Source organism: Streptomyces sp. NPDC046197, assembly GCF_040646295.1.
In the GTDB taxonomy this organism is placed as follows: Bacteria; Actinomycetota; Actinomycetes; order Streptomycetales; family Streptomycetaceae; genus Streptomyces.
The window spans coordinates 1-15,863 of sequence record NZ_JBEYZY010000070.1 but is presented as its reverse complement, the minus strand read 5'-3'; the positions used below and the strand labels follow the sequence as shown (position 1 = coordinate 15,863).

The window sequence follows — 15,863 nt, the reverse complement described above, 5'->3', positions numbered from 1 at the left end:
GTCCTCGTACTGGACGTACTTGGGCTTTCGGCCGGTGCGGCGAGAGTGCGTGCCGGGCGTCGCGACGGGGCGAACATTGCCTGCCGGGGCACTAGTACATGGCCGATGCGTTTGCCTCGGTGCTGCGGAAGGACCAGCGGGCCAAGAGCGACTGCTACCTGCGGGGACTGATGCTGGGCGGTCTCCGCAATTCGATCCGGGCGATGGCCTCGCGGCTGCCGGACGGCAACGAGCAGAACCTGCACCAGTTCGTGAACCAGTCCACGTGGGATCCGGTGCCGGTGCAGCGGCGCATCTGCAGGGGACAGGCCATGGACGCTGGCCTGGACTTTGCCCCTCCCTGTACCGGGACGATGTCCGCAGGCAGCGGGCGCGCACCGACGACGCACGCACGTCCTTGACGGCGGCGCTCTCGGAGAAGAGCGGCGATCTGCCCGAGGCGGCGACCTCCGCCTTACGCCGGGCCCGGTTTCCGCTCGTCGGCCTCACCGCAACCCGTACCGCCGTCGACACCGGCACGGCCGACCGCACTGCTACCCTCCACTTCTACACCGGGGCCGTCACCGCCCTGATCGACGCCGAAGGCGCCGGCGCGCCCGACGGCGATCGCCGTATCAGTAGCGGTCACCGACATCGAGCAGTGCCGCGTCCGTGGCGACTGCGTCGCCGAACTATCCCACCTTCTCGCCGGGTTGGTGGAGAACGCGCTCATGTTCGGCCCGCCCCAGCAGCCCGTCGCGGTGTACGGCTGGCGGGACGGCGGCGAGTACTGCCTCGCCGTGGTCGACCGGGGAATCGGGATGACCGCGCAGCGGATGTCCCAGGCCAACGCCCTGCTGTCCGGCAAGGGCGGCCCCCTGCTCGCTGCGCCCACCCGGTTCCTCGGCCACCACGTCGTCGGCGCGCTCGCACCTCGCCTCGGCGCCCATGTCGAGCTGCGTCCCACGGAGGACTCGGGCGTCACGGCGTACGTCGCCCTGCCCACCACGCTCGTCCAACAGCCGGACGCCTCAACCACCGCAGCAGCCACATGAGCGCACACCGGCGGCCCGGGACATGGCTTCCGACCTGCGTGGACGCCGTTGTGTCAGGGGCGGTTCGCGAGCATGGCCACGCGGCTGTCAGCACTGGTTGTCCGCCCTTACGGGCGCTGCACGAGTAGGTGTGCTTGAAGGTGCCCAGTTGTGCTGCTGCGCGTACGCTGACCTCGTGAAGCGCATAGTCGTCGATCACTTCGGCGGCCCCGAGGCCTTGAGGATGGTGGAGGAGGACATGCCTCGCCCGGGGCCGGGGGAGGTGCGCGTCAAAGCGCTGGCCGCGGGTGTGTCGTTCACCGATGCCCAGTTGCGCGCCGGGACGTATCTCGGGGTGCCGAAGCCGCCGTTCACGCCGGGCTACGAGCTTGTCGGCGTCGTCGAGGAGCTCGGGCCGGGCTGCTCGCGGCTTCACGAGGGGGACCGCATCGCTGCGCTCACGGTGTGGGGCGCCTACGCGGAGCGCGTGTGCCTGCTGGAGGCGGACACGGTTGAGGTACCGAGGGCCTCGACTCGGCGGAGGTCGTCAGCCTCGTCCTCACCTACGTGACCGCCTATCAGCTGCTGCACCGTATGGCACGGTGCCACAGCTGCCGCACGCCAGCCACACCGTGCCGGGCCTCCACATTTTCCAGATTGCCACCGTCCAAGGCAGCTGACGAACGACGACGGAGATATGACCAACGGCGGCAACGACATGCCTCTGATGCCTCTGCACGCCGTTCCGCTCAAACCGTGATGTCCCGAGATCCTTGATCAGGGGCTCCAACCCCGTCTGCGTGACGGCCATCGCCACGAATGGCAAGCACGACTCCGTCAGAGGCCGGGGTCGTCACGGATACGCGGCTGGAGTCCGCTAGTTGGCCAAATGGACATCGTAGTTGGCCATAGTCATGGGCTGGACGCGGTTGAGGCTGGCCACGAAAAGGCCAGGCGTGACTGGGCTGAGTACCTCGCCGCGCGAGCTCAAAACAAACCCGGAGACGTCGTTCCAGCCGTCGACTAGCCTCGCGAGCTTGTACTTCGCCGCCTTCAGGAGGAGACCGTCGTGGCCCAGCCGTTCCCGCCCATCGAACCGTACGCACAAGGCTTCCTCGATGTCGGCGACGGCAACCAGATCTACTGGGAGACCAGCGGGAATCCCCATGGGAAGGCGGCCCTGTGCGTGCACGGCGGGCCCGGCAGCGGGGGGCGCCGTGGCAGTCGCAAGATGTTCGATCCCGAGATCTACCGGATCGTCCTGTTCGATCAGCGTGGCTGCGGTGAGAGCCGGCCTCACGCCTCCGACCCGGCCGTCAGCCTCGATCCCAACACCACCGACCACCTCATCGCCGACATGGAGCGGCTCCGCGAGTACCTGGGCATCGAGCGCTGGCTCCTCTACGGTGGCTCCTGGGGCTCAACATTGATCCTTGCCTACGCCGAGCGTTACCCAGAGCATGTCTCCGAGGTCGTCATCGTCGGCGTCACCATGACCCGGCCGGAGGAGACCGACTGGCTCTACCACGGCGTCGGACGCCTGCTGCCCGGCCCCTGGGAGACATTCCGCGACGCACTGCCGGAGGCGGACCGGGGCGGCAATCTCGTGGCCGCCTACAACCAGCTGCTGAACAGCCCCGATGAGGCGGTCCGGCTCAAGGCAGCGCGAGACTGGTGCGCTTGGGAGGACGCTGTCATCGCGCACGAGGCACTCGGTCATCCGGGCGCCTACAGTGACAAGGCTGACAGCGCACTGATGGCCTTCGTCCGGATCTGCGCGCACTACTTCGCGAACGATGCCTGGCTTGAGGACGGACAACTGCTCCGTGAGGCACACCGGCTGGCCGGTATCCCAGCAGTGCTGATCCACGGCCGACTCGACCTCGGCAGCCCGTTGAAGACCGCGTGGGAGTTGTCCAAAGCGTGGCCAGACGCGGAGCTGAAAGTGATCGACGACTCCGGACACACAGGCAGTCCCGCGATGCAGGACGCGATCCTGCAGGCGATCACGCGGTTCGGCAAGAGCGGACGGTGACTGACACCGCACTGCACTTCACCTCGGACGGCACGAAGCCCTGTCGGCCGATGTTCCTCGCCCAGCTCCACAGCGAGCGGCTGTGGGCCATGCCGCCCCTGCTCACGGCAGCGGGGGAGGAGTTCGACAAGATGCGGATCAGCCTCTACCGCTACCGGCACAGCTACGCCCAGCGCCACGCCGACGCCGGTACGCAGGTGGACGTGCTGTGGGAGCTGAGGGGACACAAGACCTCGGGCACCACGCAGACCTACTACGTGTGTGGGAGCAGCGCACCCGTCAGACCGTGGACCGGCTGCTCACCCTGCAGTTCGACCCGCATGGCGACCGGATGTCGCACCAGGCCAAGGCCCTGCTGGACCACGAGCACGCCCGGATGCGGATCGGGCAGGTCGCCGTACCGTTCGGGATGCGCCGAGCCCAGCAACGTCAAGGCCCGCGGGCACCCCTGCCCGTTCCGTTTCCGCTGCCTGAGCCGTGACCATTTCCGCACCGCCCCGTCCTTCCTGCCGGGCCTACTGGCCTACCTGGACACCCTGCTGCGCAACCGGGAACGCCTGAACGCTGCCGGGGAACTCGACAACTGGGCCCGGGCGGAGGTAACTCCAGGTAGGGGGCTGCGGGCGGGGGCTGTGCGGCGGTCTCGGCTTCTCGCAGGGGCCAAGGAGGGAGGAGGGGTGGCCGTCGAGGAGTTGTACGAGGCGTTGGATGTCTGAGTTTGGTCAGGGTGCGCTTGCTGAAGCGTCGGGGTGGCCGTCGCTTTCGCGGTGGCTTTGTGGATGGTCTCAGCGGGCTTCGCTGCGATGGGCTTGCTGCTCTTGTTGCTGGTGCTGTGAGGAGCTGTTGGGTCCGCACCGCGCGCGCCACCGCGGCCGCGCAAGTTGCGCGATCCGGCCACCGGACAGATCGTGGAAGAGACCGTGGAGGACCGCACCGTGCCGGACTGGCGCGCGGAGGCCTGGTATCTGGAGCGGTAGCGCCGCGAGCACTACGGCAAGGATGCGGTGGTGGCCGTGGAGATCACCAGCCTGGGCGGGCCCGCCGACGCATACGAGCAGCCCGTGGACCTGGTCGCGCTCACCTAGCGCCTGGACACAGCCTGTTCGCGGTCGATTACCCGCCTGAGCTTGAGGACGGCGGTGTCGTGGACGCCGAAGTCGTCGACGGCTGTCACCCATCGGGGAGGGCACGAGGTTATCCGCGTGACTGCCCATGGCGCTCCCTCCGGATCAACGCATCGGAGGACCACCGTGACGATAAAGGGCTACGACGTATCCGCTTTCCAGGACGCGAACTTCCCCACCGACGGCACCAGCTTCGCGTTCATCAAGGGCACCGAGGGCCGTTCCTACGTCAACCCCAAGCAGAAGGAGCAGGCCGCGCACGCCCGCGCCGCGGGCCTGGTCGTGGGCTTCTACCACTTCCTGCACCCGAGCAGCATCAAGGAGCAGGCGGCCCACTTCGTGGATGGGTGCGCGAGCATCGAGTACGACCTGCTGGTCGTCGACTGGGAGACCAACCCGGACGGCACCGCGGCGACCTGCGCGGAGAAGGATGCCTTCATCGCCGAGGTCAAGCGGCTGCGCGGCTCCAACCACAAGATCGGGCTGTACTGCAACCGGGACTTCTGGCTTCACCGGGACACCACCAGCAATGCGGGTGACTTCCTCTGGATCGCCGAGTACGGCGTGGCCGCGGGCAAGCCCAACATCCAGGCCAAGTGGATGTTCCACCAGTACACCGACGAGCCGCTGGACACCAACGTGGGTAACTTCGTCTCCAAGGCTGAACTGGTCGCCTTCGCGGGCGGCATCAACGGCATGAGGAACTAGAGTTCGAGTCGCTGGCGGGCGGGGTCTGGTGCTCCGCCCGCCGACCCGCGCACCCGTACCTGACCTGTAGGAAGGACTCGCCGTGGCAGGCGAGACCGTTATCACCGTCGTCGGCAACCTGGTCGACGATCCCCCGCGCACCTTCGACCGCCAGAGCCAACGCCGACAGCCTGCTGTTCGTGCAGCAACTCGGAGTCCGCGAACTGTCCTGAACAGCGCGCAGTCCGTCTGCCTCATCCGCCCGCGCCGCAGTGTCACCAGTGCGGCGCGGCGGCGGGCGAGGACCCAGTGACGGCGATCGGCCCGGTGCCAGGGCCGCACCTCGATGCGTGCCCAGTCGTAGATCCGCAGGCCATGAGCTCCGGCGCCGCATGATCGGCGCTGCCACTTCTGCCGGGCGAGACCGGTGAAGAGGTCGTGGACGAGGTGGTCGATCGCCCAGCGGGTGACGACGGTGTCGTGCCGGGTGGTGGCCATGACGTGGAAGACATCGGCCTGCTCCAGCTCGAAGCGCCTGCCCTTGCTGAAGCCGTAGGCGGCATCCGCGGCATCCCTGCCCGGCATCCCTGTGCCACGGGAACGTCACAGCAAGATGACTGGGGCTGAGCTCCCCGAGCAGCGCTCGGAAAGCCCGACGGGGCTCGCTTCCGAATCCCGCACGCGGCGGATAGCCCAGCGGGTCAGCTGTCATGCGACGGCGATTCACAGCAAGATCCATTCGGTCGGCAACACCTGACCGGGTCGCCGGCCCCCTGGTGGCCAGCAGCCGTCCCGCGTGAAGGTCCGGTGACGACCAGGTGCGGACCGCATCCGAGAAGCCCTGACCACACGTCCTTGATCGATTTCAGCAGCGGCCCGATCAGAACAGTCAGGGCATTCCGTCCAGCCGCACGACGACTATGGCGATGTCGTCGTTGGCTCCGCTGGTGACGTCGAGGCGGGCGAGCAGGGCGTCGGCGAGGTGTTCCGCGCCGAACCCGGTGCAGCCGCCGAGCGTGGAGGTCAGGCGGCTCAGGCCGGCGTCGATGTCCTCACCGCGGCGTTCGATCAGGCCGTCGGTGTAGAGGATGAGGGTGTCGCCGGGAGTGTAGGTCGTGGTGGCCTGGGGGCGGGGGACGTGTTCGGGCCGGGCGCCCAGCGGTGGGTCGGTGGCCTGGTCGAGCAGGTCGCAGGTGCCGTCCCGGTGCAGCAGGACGGGCGGGGGGTGGCCGGCGCTGCTGTAGATGAGCAGATGGCTGTGGCAGTCGACGAGGACCTGGACGGCGGTGGCGGCCAGTGCTCCCTCGACCGAGCGGGCGTACAGCCCCAGGGCCTCCAGTGCTTGGGCCGGGCCGTGGACGGTGCGGGTGGCGGCGCTCAGCGCGCTGCGCAGCCTGCCCATGACGGTGGCGGCCATCAGCCCGTGGCCGACGACGTCGCCGACCGCGACGGTGAAGCGGCCCGCGGGCAGGTCGACCGCGTCGTACCAGTCGCCGCACACGTTCAGGGATCCGGTCGCGGGCAAGTAGCGCACGGCGATATCCGGGTGCCTGGCCAGGTCCGGGGCGTGGAGCATGGTTTCTTGCAGGGCGACGGCGATGCGCCGTTCACGGGCGTGCGCCTGTCGCAGTTCCTCGTTCAGCCGCTGCAGTTGCCGTGCCCGGGCGTACAGCTCGGCTTCCATGGCCGCTTCCCGGCCGGGGCTGACCGACGGCAGGGGCACGGTGCGGCGGGCGCGGACGACGTCGGTCATGTCCTCGGACCGGTGGATGATCCACGCGACCTTTCCGTCCGGGTTCAGGAGGGGCACGTTGATCGCGCTCCACCACCGTTCCTTGAACACCTCGGGGTTGCCGGCGATTGGGATGTCGTACTTCTGCAGCGCCATGTGATCGGTCTGGCCGGTGGACAGGACACGGTGCAGTGACTCTTTCAGCGTCGCCACCCCGTCGGCCTCCGTGTCGGCGGGGTTGTCCGGGAAGGCGTCGAAGAGGTACTGCCCGACCAGCTCGGCCCGGATGCGTCCGGTCACGTCGCAGAAGGCCAGGTTGGCATCGGCGATCACCAGGTCCGTGCCGAGCACCAGGCACGGGCTCGGATGGGCGGCGAACACCGCCGTGTAGTCGATCTCCGATGCCATCCCACGCGTTCCCTACGAGCCGTCCCCTCTTCAATCTACGAAACGCCCAGCTCCCGCGCCCGCCGAGCTCGTTTGACGGGCAGAGGGTGGCGGCTGTGTACGCTCGTCCGGCGCGGGATCGGGACCCGCCTCGTTGCGTCGTGTGTGATGACGCAGAGTGAAAGACGGGTTCAGACCCACGATGGCACGGTCGCCCCGCCCCACGGTGCGGGTGGCCCTCCTACGGGGGTGCCTCCGCCACGCGCAGGCACTGAGCCATCATGTCTCTTTGAGCGGTCGATGGAGGTCACGCCGTTCCAGGACCTGATGCGCGTCCCCGTCAACGCCAGAGGACGGCGTACTCCGACCGCCCAGACTTTCAGGTTGGGTCATCGCCGAGGAGGCGAGGGCGACATCGCCCGGCGTCTGGGTGTGCTGGCCGCGGAGGTGCGAGGCCGCCATCCGTGGACCCGGCCGCGCGATTCCGCGGGGCCGCCCGTAGCCTTCTGCCATGACCGAGACGCTGACGCCGACTCCCGATGATGCCTTCGAGATGCTGCTGGCTGGCAACCACCGGTTCGTGGCCAGCTCACCCGAGCACCCCAACCAGGACGCTGCACGCCGCGCCGAGACCGCCCCGGCCCAGAATCCCTTCGCGGTGCTGTTCGGGTGCTCCGATTCCCGGCTGGCCGCCGAGATCATCTTCGACCAGGGGCTCGGGGATCTGTTCGTGGTGCGCAACGCCGGACATGTCGTCGGTGCGGAGGCGTTGGGAAGTATCGAGTACGGCGTGAGTGTGCTGGATTGCCCGCTGGTCGTGGTGCTGGGCCATGACTCGTGCGGGGCCATCGCGGCTGCCCGCGCCGCCGCCGACGGCGGCCGGGTGCCTGCCGACTTCGTCCGTGACGTTGTTGAGCGGGTGACCACGAGTGTGCTGGCGGCCCGCGCCGCCGGACGCGACCAGCCCGAAGAGATCCTGGCCGAGCACATCCGGCACACCGTCGCCCTACTGCTGGAACGCTCCCGCGTCCTGGCCGAGAGAGTGGCCGCTGGCCGCCTCGCCGTGGTGGGTTTGTCCTACCGCCTGGCCGACGGCAGTGCAAAACTGGTCGCCTCGCACGGTCTGAGCAGGGCTGCTGCCCCCGCACAGTGAAGAGAGCCGCGGCCCCGCGGCGTGGCGGAACCGCTGGTGTCGGTGCTGGTCACTAAAGAGGGCCGGGGCCCTGCCGCGCGGCGGAGCCGGTTGGCGATCGCCAGTCCCAGCCCCTCCTCCGCAGGCAAGGACGCGACGATGAGGTCGCACCCCCGCTGAAGGCGAGGGGAAGAAAGACGCCCACCCCCCTGGTGCCCTAGCTCCTGCGTGAGCTCAAGCAGGCAGTGGCGGTCTACCAGCAACCCGGCAGTTTACGAACCCGACCTCGCCGCCTCGCTGACCAACCTCGGTAGCCAACTGACCAACCGGCGGGCCCTGCTCACCGAGCAGGTCCACGAAGTCGACCTCGTGATCCGAAACTTTGCCCAGCATCTCGAGCGCGATCTCGACGCCGTCACCGCCGGACACAACCGTGGAGCTCCGGCGTCGTGGAAGGCCATGATGTCAACAGGATCAAGATGCTACCGAGGGAGAACGCCGCCCTCAGGCCCTTAGCTGACATCGCCGCACGCTGACCAGCGGACTGGGCCGCGTGCTCGGCAAGGAACGGTTCGACCCCGAGTTCGCCAAGCCGGTCGAGGACCGCAGCAACGAGTCGCGCCGCTCCCCTGGAGCACCCCGCGAAGCGGTCGACGAAGGCGGCGGCGAGCAACCTGATCAGCGCGGCTGGTGTTGCGCGTCGGCGGGGCCTCCGCGCTCCGTGCCCTACTGAAGGCCCCACAGGTCACGTCGTCTTACCCGTCGGCGCGGTCGTCGTCAGCGTCCGGCTGTGCGGGCCGGGCCTGGCTGGCGGACACCGATTCCACTTCGCCGATGTCCTGCGGTGTGAGGTCGAGGTCGGAGGCGTCGTCGTCGCCGGGTCCCTCGGCCTCTCTTCGGGCCTTGCGCCGGTCATTGAGAAGCGAAAAGACAACGGCGGCGAAATAGAGCATCCAGATCGGCGCGGCCAGCGCCAGCATGGTCAGCGGGTCCGTGCTCGGCGTCGCCACAGCCGAAAAGACCGAGATCCCCACGATCATGCCGCGCCACCGGCCGAGCATCCGCCGGCCGGACAGCACTGCGGTGAGGTTCAGCATCACCAGCAGCAGCGGCATCTCGAAGGAGAGACCAAAGACGACCACCATGCGGGTGACGAGGTCGAGCAGATCGTCCAGCGGCAACAGGTTGTCCACCCCGTGCGGGGTGAAGTCGATCAACACCTTCGCGGTCGTGGGCAGCACCTTGTAGGCGAGGAAGGCGCCGCCGAAAAACAGTGGGACGCCCGCGCCGACGAACGCGTAGGCGTATTTCCGCTCGTGCTTGTGCAGGCCGGGGGCAACGAACGCCCACAGCTGGTACAGCCATACCGGCGAGGCCGACACGACGCCGGCCATCAGGGACACCTTCAGCGCCAGGGTGAAGGGCGCGAGCAGACCGTTGATCGTGATCCGCGCGCAGGTGGTGTGCGCGGTCTGCTTCGCCAGATCGGCGAAGGACGTCGGGCAGCCGACCGAGTCCAGCACCGGCCTGGTGGAGAAGTTTATGATGCCCTTGTAGTAGAAGGCCGCGGCGATCGTGACGACCAGGATCGCAAGGACGGCCCTGGCGAGCCGGTTGCGGAGCTCACGAAGGTGCTCCGCGAGCGGCATCCGCCCCTCGGGATCCTTCTCCTTGTTGCGGGCCGACTGGGGCACGCCACGTCCTCATCTCGTGCGGCAGACCGGAGACTACCGGCCCTGCGTCAGTACTTGATCGCCTCCGTCACCGGGTGGGGCGCGAGCTCGCCACGGCGGCGATTGCGGCCGGTGCGCGTGCTGGAGGCAGTTGGTCCAGGTAAACAGCGCTGCTCCGGCCAGGGCGCCGGCCGATACCGCAGACAACGAGGCGGGCGGCCCGACAGCGCAAGAGGTGAGCCGGCCGGGGAGGCTCGGGCAGCGTCTCGTGCGGGGATGAGCCAGGGGCGCGCAGGACCGGGCTCAGTCTCAGTGGCTGGTCCTGCTGTCCGTGGGCGTGGTGCGGGCGGTGGCGGTGTCTGCGGGAGCGCCCGAGATCGTCTGCGGTCCCGGTGCAGGCTCAGGCTCGGGTCGTGGCTCGTTTGAGGCGCCGTCGTCCTTCATGGCCTTGGTCTCGCTCTTGAGGATCCGCATGGACTTGCCCAGCGCCCGGGCCGTGTCGGGCAGTTTCTTCGAGCCGAAGATCAAAGCCACCACTGAGACCAGGATCAGCAGGTGCCAGGGCTCCAGTGCATTGCGGAACATCGTCACACCACCCCTTCGAACGCGTCGGCCCTCATACCTGCCTGGGCGATCCGTGCCGCTTTTTCCTGCGCCGCAGCGGTAGGAGCGGGAGCGCCCGCGGCGCATCGTGTCTTGCCACCCCGAGCATGCTCCCATCGCTCTCCCGGCGCGCGCAGAACCTCGGCCGCCACCCAAAGAAGCGTCCCGCCCACGACCGGGACTTGCGGAAGGTTGACGCGGCGGGAGGCGCACACCTTTGGCCGCGGACGACGGCCCGCTGCCGCCGGCGGGTGCGTCCAGCACGGTTCCCCTTCCGCGTCCCGGCCGCACTCGGCAGGGACACCACGCTGCTGGACGCGGTCGATGGCCACGACCCGGCAAGGCTCTACACCGACGGATGGCCGGCACTCGTCGTCGCGGAAGGGGATCTGCAGGAGGTGGCCGGGCAGGCCGGCGCCCATGTCCGCGCCGTCGGTCTGGTGCACGGGCGCCTGGGAGGAGGTTTCCCGGTGCACTTGGCACGGCGGTTTCACCGGTGTCCGCCGCCCGCGCCATCGGGAGATTCCCACGGCGTCGTCCGGCCAGGCCTCACAAGTGAACTCGTCACCCGTCGCCGCCGCAACCGTGGGGGGCTCGACCGGCATCAGGCATACGGCGAGGCGTAGTTCGCCGCCTGTGACCTGCATGGCCAACTGCGCCGGCTGCCCGGGCTGCGGAGTGTGCGGGGGCGATTGGGTCGGATGGACGCCCCGCCGCTGCCCCTGCAAGCAACCTCGTTCGGGCACCTGGAACAGCCGATGGGTCTTCGCGTTCGGCCACGGTGCGTTCATCGGCTTTCCCTGGGGTGACCGTTCCTGTCGCCGGCCGACGCGATGTTCACGCATGGCTGTCGGGCGTGGGAGGCGAGGCGAGAGGAGTTGGCCGGCTGCTGCGGGGGCGTGCCGGGTGTCGATGTCCTTGCGGGTCATGTGTCCTTCTTCTTGTCGGGTCGGGGTCGATTCAGATTCCGGGGCACCCGGCAGCCGTCCAGGCGGCGTACTCCTGGCGGACGTAGAGGCGGCGGCTGGGGGCGAGCGTGCTCGCGTCGGGGTGGTGCGGACCGGCCACCAGGTAGGGATGGCGGCGGTCGTGCAGGACGAGTTGTTCGGCGGTTTCCGCGGCGGCTGCGACCGGGCCGGGGGCGTCAAGGGCCATCCGGTCCATGAGGGCGGCTCGGCGCAGCAGCCAGGCGCGTTCGGCGGCGGCCGCATCCACCGGGGGACCAGTGACGGGCCTGGCCTGGCGGCCGTCGCGTTCGGCCCCGAGAGCGAGCACTTGGTGCATCTCGCGGCGCAGGTCTGGCGCATTCGCGTACGCCTCGTGCGGGGGCGGGGCGCCGATGCCTTCGCCGCTGTCCGGGGTGACGTCCATGCTCACACCTCCGCCGGTACGCAGGGGTCGGCGCCACAGCGCTGACACAGCATCGTGTCCTGGTCGGGGTCGCCGTGATCGAGGGCCGGTGGGTGTGCCGAGGGCGGCATGGGCACCTGGGCCGGGCCCGGGCAGCCGTAGGTGGGGCACCGTTTGTGGGTCGCGAAGGCCCAGTTGGCAGGGTTGCCGGGTGACCCGGCGCCGCAGCCGCCCCCGGTGATCGGTCGCTGTGCTGCGGTGTCGGCCCTGGCAAGGGGCCGCAGTTCGTGCGGGACGCCCGGCCCGGTCATGGCGAGCACCTCAGGCAGGCGCGGACTTCGCGGCCGCTGCGTGTCTGGTGGACCTCGGTCGACTGGGCGAGGTACTGGACGATGCCGGTGCCGCGGCCGTGTTCGTCGGAGGCGATGTCGGGGCGATGGCGCTTCACTGCCATGCCGGAGTCAGTGACCACAATGTGCAGAGTGCCGTCGTCGAGGGCGAGGCGCAGGGTCATGCGTTCGCGGCCGTACTGGGCGGCGTTGGTGGCGAGTTCGTCGACGATGAGAACGGCGGAGTCCCGTTCGCCGGCGGGCACGCTCCAGGTCTCCAGCAGATCAGCCGCGAAGTGACGGGCGGCGGAGACGTGCGCCTCCTGCGCGGGCAGGGTGAGCAGCGCCTCGTGGCGGCAGGGCTGGCCGAGCAGTGAACTCGGGCTGGGGGAGTCGGTCACAAACATGGTCTTCTGGCTCTTCTGTGGGTGTGCGGAGACCGGAAGGCGGAGATCACCAGAAACTTCCGGGTTGTCGGTAGGCCGGATCCTGCATGGGCGCGCTCATGTGGTTTCACGGGCGACGCATGCCGAACGGTTCGAGTTGTTCACCCCGTTTGCTCGACTTCTTGCGGATCACGTCGATGCCAGCGGCCTGGCTGGGCTCACTCGCCTCTGTCAGAGCTCGATGCCGTACTCGGGCGGATTGGGCACCGGCAGCTTCTTCCTTCGCCCGTGGTCGTCCGGACGGCCCTGCGGGAACGCCGCGCCGCAGAGCCGGACGAACGTCCTTGCCCGCGTCTCGGCTCGATCGCGGCCCTCGGCGTGCGGACAGCCTGGACCCGCCATGGCCTGGCGCTGCGTGAACGACACGATCGAGTTGCTCGGAAGGTTCGCGCCGTCGTTGACGGAGGCACTCACAAACCACCACGGCGACGGACACGTGCTGCTGGACGGAACCGTCACCGAGACCGACCGGGTCCAGGCTGGAGGGCCACTTCTCGGGCAAGGTCCGCCGTGAAGGTGTAAACCTGCAGATCATCGCGGCGGATGAGGGGACGCTGTTGTGGATCTCGCCTGCCTGGCGGAATCCACGATGTGGAGCCGCACGCGAGCACGCCATCGTGGCCACGTGCACCGAGCTGGACCTCGACGTCCTCGCGGACAGGAGCTGCCTCGGAGCCGGCGGCACAGGACTCACCGTCCACGCCTCGCTCCGCGCTCCCGTCGAGCGCACCATCGCGGAAAAGGCTCCTGGATGGTCTTCTCCGGTCTGCACGGTCTTCGGAGGAAAAGGCGAGTGAGGTCGCCACCCGTTTGGTGAACCGCATGGTTGTGCCCCCGGACGGCCTTCACCTCTATCAGTCCCGCCGCGCAGATGATCTTTTGCGGCCGGTGGCAGCCGCTTCGACCACGAGCCGCCTTCGCGTGCGTGGCGCCGATCAGCCCCTCGGCCGCAGAGGCGCCGGTGTCGGCCTCCGAGGTCGCAGCGCTCATCCATCGGGTGCGTTGTCGGACGATCTCGCGGATTCCGGAGCCGTGCGGCGTGGTGGCATCGGTCGACGACGGTCACGAGCGTGCCTGCGCAGCCGCTGTCACGAGCGCAAGCCTCCCCGATGGCCGTCGGCTGGACACCCTGTGTGCGCTCCTGCAGTCTGGTCCACCAGTCTTTGAGGCGGCTCGCTTCTCGTGGACTGCCTGGCCCCACCCGGCAGCTGTCGTCATGTCATTGGGCGGCCCGGCCGGCCCAGTGACATGACGACCCTGGCCTCGCCTCACGCTCGGATTGTGACCAGCTTCTGGCCGTTGCCTGCGAGGATCTCGAATTGCTCGATGGCCCCGGGGGCCATGGCAACCGCCCCGGGGATCGTGGTGCCGGGAGGGTACTCGCCTGCCCGCCAGGTGGCGCCGTCCGCCCTGGCTCCGCTGGGCCCGACCGCCTGCAGTCGGCAGGTGATTCCGGCGGGTGCCCCCTTGGCGGAGACCTGCAGGACACTGCCCCAGGCAGAGGGGGAGACCTTCACTGAGGCGGAGACGCCGGTGGTCGGATCACTTCCGGAGAAGGTGCGCCAGGCCGTGGGCGCGCTCGGGCCGGGCGGCGCCGCCACGCTGCCCACGCTGCCGATGGCTGCCAGCCATGTGCCGCCGACCGCTGCCGCGATGAACGTCAGCGAGGCGGCTGCGCCGGCCAGTTGCAGACGCCAGGTCCTGCGGCGCCGGGTCGCGGCCTGCTGGAGCAGTCTCTCCAGCACACCTCCCTCCGGCGTCCGCGACACCGCGGGCACGGCGTGCGGTTCGGGCGAGGAGCCCTGCGCGCTTTCTGCTGCCCGTGCCACCAGCCGGTCGGCCAGGTTCCCGTCGGCCGCCAGCACCGTCTGGCCTGCGGCTTCCGCCGGGGTCACCGTCGCCAGCAGCGCGGGCAGTCCCGCCAGCTGGGCGTGTTCGGCCTGGCACTCGGCGCATTCCGCGAGGTGGGCGCGTACCCGCTCCGCTTCCGCCGAGGGCAGCGTGCCCAGGACGTATGCTCCCAGCGCCGGCCGGAGGTCGTCGTGCTCCGCGCTCATGGTCGCCACCTCCAGCACGCCACGGTCATGGCTCGATTCCCCGTTCCTGGAGCGCCAGCCGCAGGGCGTGCAGGGCGTAGTACGTCCGCGATTTCACGGTGCCCGGCGGGATGCCCAGCACCCGTGCTGCCTCCGTCATGGTCCGGCCCCGGTAGTAGGTCTCCAGCAGGACGGCGCGGTGGTCCGGGGACAGCGACCGGACGGCGTCGGCGACCGCCCAGCTCTGCAGTGCCTGCTCGATCTCGTCCTCGCCCGGTTTCTGCTCGGCGGCACGCTCCAGCGCCTCGCCGCCGATCTCGGCCGGCCTGGCCTGCCGGGCCCGGTGGGCGTCGATGACCAGATGCCGGGCGACCGTGCACAGCCATGCCCGGGCCGGGCCTCGTGAGGGGTCGAGAGCGGCGGGATGCCGCCACGCCCGGAGCAGTGTCTCCTGCACCACGTCCTCCGCCCATTGCCGATCTCCCGAGGTCAGTCGCAGTACGTAGTGGAACAGGGCTCCTGCATGCTCCGCGTACAGAGTGCGCAGCAGTTCCTCATCTGTGCTCGAAAGGGTCCCCCTATCAGAGACACGGTGCGCGGAGCGATCCGGATCGGTCCTTGGACCACGTTTTCGGGAACTCCAGGGCATAGGCCGATCATCGCGCACATGTACGGCATCGTCCTGTAACACACGGAATGGTACTGATGACGCTCCGTAAGTGTCGTGGGTGAGGCATCCCTGCCGGGCCTTACGGCACCACCAGGGCCAAGCGCGCGCGGCGCCCGGAAGGCCGGCTGATCTGCGGCGACACCAAGAGGTCTCACAAAAAGTGCATATCTACCGAACCGTGGGACCCCCGCCGTCCGTGGAGCCGGACGAGAGCCGACTCACGCACAATTCCTGGCCACCCACGCCACCTACAGCTACACGTTCACCAAGCCCGGCACCTATGCCTACCTGTGCACCATCCATCCGTTCATGACCGCCACCGTGGAGGTGACCCGATGACCGACCACTACGACAGCCACGACGCAGCACCGTCCGACGACCCCGGTCAACCCCATACCGAAAACGGCATGACTCGACGTCAGCTCATGCGGCACGCGGGCTGGTTCGGGGGCGCCTTGGTGCTGACCGTGGCCGGTGGAGAGGTGATCAGTCACATCGCCGGCTCCCGGGACATCAACCCCGAGGGCCTCGCCGGGGCCGCCGCCGCGGAAAGCGGGGCGCTCAGGTTCGTACAGGTCTCCGACAGCCATATCGGGTTCCAGGGCCCGGCGAACACGGACGTGGCCGGCTCGTTCACCGAAGCGAT

General features: G+C 69.1%; 18 protein-coding genes and 6 pseudogenes. 12 read left to right on the top strand and 12 right to left on the bottom strand.

Going from position 1 to position 15,863, the window contains the following annotated elements:
• Positions 1-98: 98 nt before the first annotated feature.
• The 4 genes and pseudogenes from AB0A61_RS40285 to AB0A61_RS40270 form a co-directional block, all read left to right on the top strand.
• Positions 99-296, top strand: a pseudogene (locus tag AB0A61_RS40285) (transposase); the annotation flags it as partial.
• Positions 266-562 (top strand): annotated as a pseudogene (locus AB0A61_RS40280) (nitrate- and nitrite sensing domain-containing protein); the annotation flags it as partial. The pseudogenes AB0A61_RS40285 and AB0A61_RS40280, both read left to right, overlap by 31 nt.
• Positions 563-605: 43 nt before the next feature.
• Positions 606-1,034, top strand: a complete 429-nt coding sequence (locus AB0A61_RS40275) for an ATP-binding protein (protein ID WP_361304386.1) — start codon at positions 606-608, stop codon at positions 1,032-1,034.
• A 175-nt stretch (positions 1,035-1,209) separates the two neighbouring features.
• Positions 1,210-1,584 (top strand): alcohol dehydrogenase catalytic domain-containing protein, encoded by a 375-nt coding sequence (locus AB0A61_RS40270; protein ID WP_361304383.1) that lies wholly within the window; start codon positions 1,210-1,212, stop codon positions 1,582-1,584.
• Between the two features lie 306 nt (positions 1,585-1,890).
• On the opposite strand, the gene AB0A61_RS40265 is transcribed toward AB0A61_RS40270, so the two are convergent.
• On the bottom strand, positions 1,891-2,181 hold the full coding sequence (locus tag AB0A61_RS40265; RefSeq protein WP_361304389.1) for a hypothetical protein: 291 nt from the start codon (positions 2,179-2,181) through the stop codon (positions 1,891-1,893).
• Here AB0A61_RS40265 and pip point away from each other — a divergent pair.
• The 3 genes from pip to AB0A61_RS40250 all read left to right on the top strand — a co-directional run bounded on the left by pip (position 2,083) and on the right by AB0A61_RS40250 (position 4,880).
• Complete coding sequence (pip, locus tag AB0A61_RS40260; protein WP_361304380.1) at positions 2,083-3,048, top strand: prolyl aminopeptidase; 966 nt, start codon at positions 2,083-2,085, stop codon at positions 3,046-3,048. The two genes, AB0A61_RS40265 and pip, sit on opposite strands and share 99 nt — an antisense overlap.
• Positions 3,045-3,764: a hypothetical protein gene (locus tag AB0A61_RS40255; protein ID WP_361304377.1), complete on the top strand. Its 720-nt coding sequence runs from the start codon at positions 3,045-3,047 to the stop codon at positions 3,762-3,764. Before pip ends, AB0A61_RS40255 begins: the two co-directional genes overlap by 4 nt.
• 534 nt (positions 3,765-4,298) lie before the next feature.
• Positions 4,299-4,880, top strand: a complete 582-nt coding sequence (locus tag AB0A61_RS40250; RefSeq protein ID WP_361304374.1) for a glycoside hydrolase family 25 protein — start codon at positions 4,299-4,301, stop codon at positions 4,878-4,880.
• A 183-nt stretch (positions 4,881-5,063) separates the two neighbouring features.
• Here AB0A61_RS40250 and AB0A61_RS40245 read toward each other — a convergent pair.
• Together AB0A61_RS40245 and AB0A61_RS40240 are read right to left on the bottom strand one after the other, a co-directional pair.
• Positions 5,064-5,426 (bottom strand): annotated as a pseudogene (locus AB0A61_RS40245) (hypothetical protein); the annotation flags it as partial.
• Between the two features lie 322 nt (positions 5,427-5,748).
• A complete protein-coding gene (locus AB0A61_RS40240) occupies positions 5,749-6,999 on the bottom strand; it encodes a SpoIIE family protein phosphatase (protein ID WP_361304371.1) in 1,251 nt (416 codons plus the stop codon).
• A gap of 490 nt (positions 7,000-7,489) precedes the next feature.
• On the opposite strand from AB0A61_RS40240, the gene AB0A61_RS40235 reads away from it, so the two are divergent.
• Complete coding sequence (locus AB0A61_RS40235) at positions 7,490-8,131, top strand: carbonic anhydrase (protein WP_361304368.1); 642 nt, start codon at positions 7,490-7,492, stop codon at positions 8,129-8,131.
• 56 nt (positions 8,132-8,187) lie between these two features.
• Here the strand turns inward: AB0A61_RS40235 and AB0A61_RS40230 are convergent.
• Positions 8,188-8,289: pseudogene (locus AB0A61_RS40230) on the bottom strand (Sua5 family C-terminal domain-containing protein); the annotation flags it as partial.
• 374 nt (positions 8,290-8,663) lie between these two features.
• Here AB0A61_RS40230 and AB0A61_RS40225 point away from each other — a divergent pair.
• Positions 8,664-8,843 (top strand): hypothetical protein, encoded by a 180-nt coding sequence (locus AB0A61_RS40225; RefSeq protein WP_361304365.1) that lies wholly within the window; start codon positions 8,664-8,666, stop codon positions 8,841-8,843.
• 22 nt (positions 8,844-8,865) lie between these two features.
• Here the strand turns inward: AB0A61_RS40225 and tatC are convergent, their stop codons facing one another.
• The 6 genes from tatC to AB0A61_RS40195 form a co-directional block, all read right to left on the bottom strand.
• Positions 8,866-9,804 (bottom strand): twin-arginine translocase subunit TatC, encoded by a 939-nt coding sequence (gene tatC / locus AB0A61_RS40220; RefSeq protein WP_361304362.1) that lies wholly within the window; start codon positions 9,802-9,804, stop codon positions 8,866-8,868.
• Positions 9,805-10,092: 288 nt separating this feature from the next.
• Positions 10,093-10,368 carry a Sec-independent protein translocase subunit TatA gene (tatA, locus tag AB0A61_RS40215; protein WP_361304359.1) on the bottom strand — a complete coding sequence of 92 codons (276 nt, stop codon included), beginning with the start codon at positions 10,366-10,368 and terminating at the stop codon, positions 10,093-10,095.
• 978 nt (positions 10,369-11,346) lie between these two features.
• The gene (locus tag AB0A61_RS40210; RefSeq protein ID WP_361304356.1) at positions 11,347-11,757 is read right to left on the bottom strand and encodes a hypothetical protein; all 411 of its coding nucleotides are present in this window, start codon (positions 11,755-11,757) and stop codon (positions 11,347-11,349) included.
• 2 nt (positions 11,758-11,759) lie between these two features.
• Positions 11,760-12,047 carry a hypothetical protein gene (locus AB0A61_RS40205; protein ID WP_361304353.1) on the bottom strand — a complete coding sequence of 96 codons (288 nt, stop codon included), beginning with the start codon at positions 12,045-12,047 and terminating at the stop codon, positions 11,760-11,762.
• The gene (locus tag AB0A61_RS40200; RefSeq protein ID WP_361304350.1) at positions 12,044-12,466 is read right to left on the bottom strand and encodes an ATP-binding protein; all 423 of its coding nucleotides are present in this window, start codon (positions 12,464-12,466) and stop codon (positions 12,044-12,046) included. Before AB0A61_RS40200 ends, AB0A61_RS40205 begins: the two co-directional genes overlap by 4 nt.
• Before the next feature lie 216 nt (positions 12,467-12,682).
• Entirely contained in the window at positions 12,683-12,925 is a 243-nt protein-coding gene (locus AB0A61_RS40195; RefSeq protein WP_361304348.1) for a hypothetical protein, read from the bottom strand.
• Between the two features lie 203 nt (positions 12,926-13,128).
• Here AB0A61_RS40195 and AB0A61_RS40190 point away from each other — a divergent pair, with 203 nt between their 5' ends.
• A complete protein-coding gene (locus AB0A61_RS40190; RefSeq protein ID WP_361304345.1) occupies positions 13,129-13,308 on the top strand; it encodes a hypothetical protein in 180 nt (59 codons plus the stop codon).
• Positions 13,309-13,779: 471 nt separating this feature from the next.
• On the opposite strand, the gene AB0A61_RS40185 is transcribed toward AB0A61_RS40190, so the two are convergent.
• Positions 13,780-14,568 (bottom strand): zf-HC2 domain-containing protein, encoded by a 789-nt coding sequence (locus AB0A61_RS40185; RefSeq protein ID WP_361304342.1) that lies wholly within the window; start codon positions 14,566-14,568, stop codon positions 13,780-13,782.
• Positions 14,569-14,593: 25 nt separating this feature from the next.
• Positions 14,594-15,196 carry a sigma-70 family RNA polymerase sigma factor gene (locus tag AB0A61_RS40180; RefSeq protein WP_361304339.1) on the bottom strand — a complete coding sequence of 201 codons (603 nt, stop codon included), beginning with the start codon at positions 15,194-15,196 and terminating at the stop codon, positions 14,594-14,596.
• 249 nt (positions 15,197-15,445) lie between these two features.
• On the opposite strand from AB0A61_RS40180, the pseudogene AB0A61_RS40175 reads away from it, so the two are divergent.
• Positions 15,446-15,556, top strand: a pseudogene (locus AB0A61_RS40175) (plastocyanin/azurin family copper-binding protein); the annotation flags it as partial.
• 68 nt (positions 15,557-15,624) lie between these two features.
• A pseudogene (locus AB0A61_RS40170) lies at positions 15,625-15,863 on the top strand (metallophosphoesterase); the annotation flags it as partial.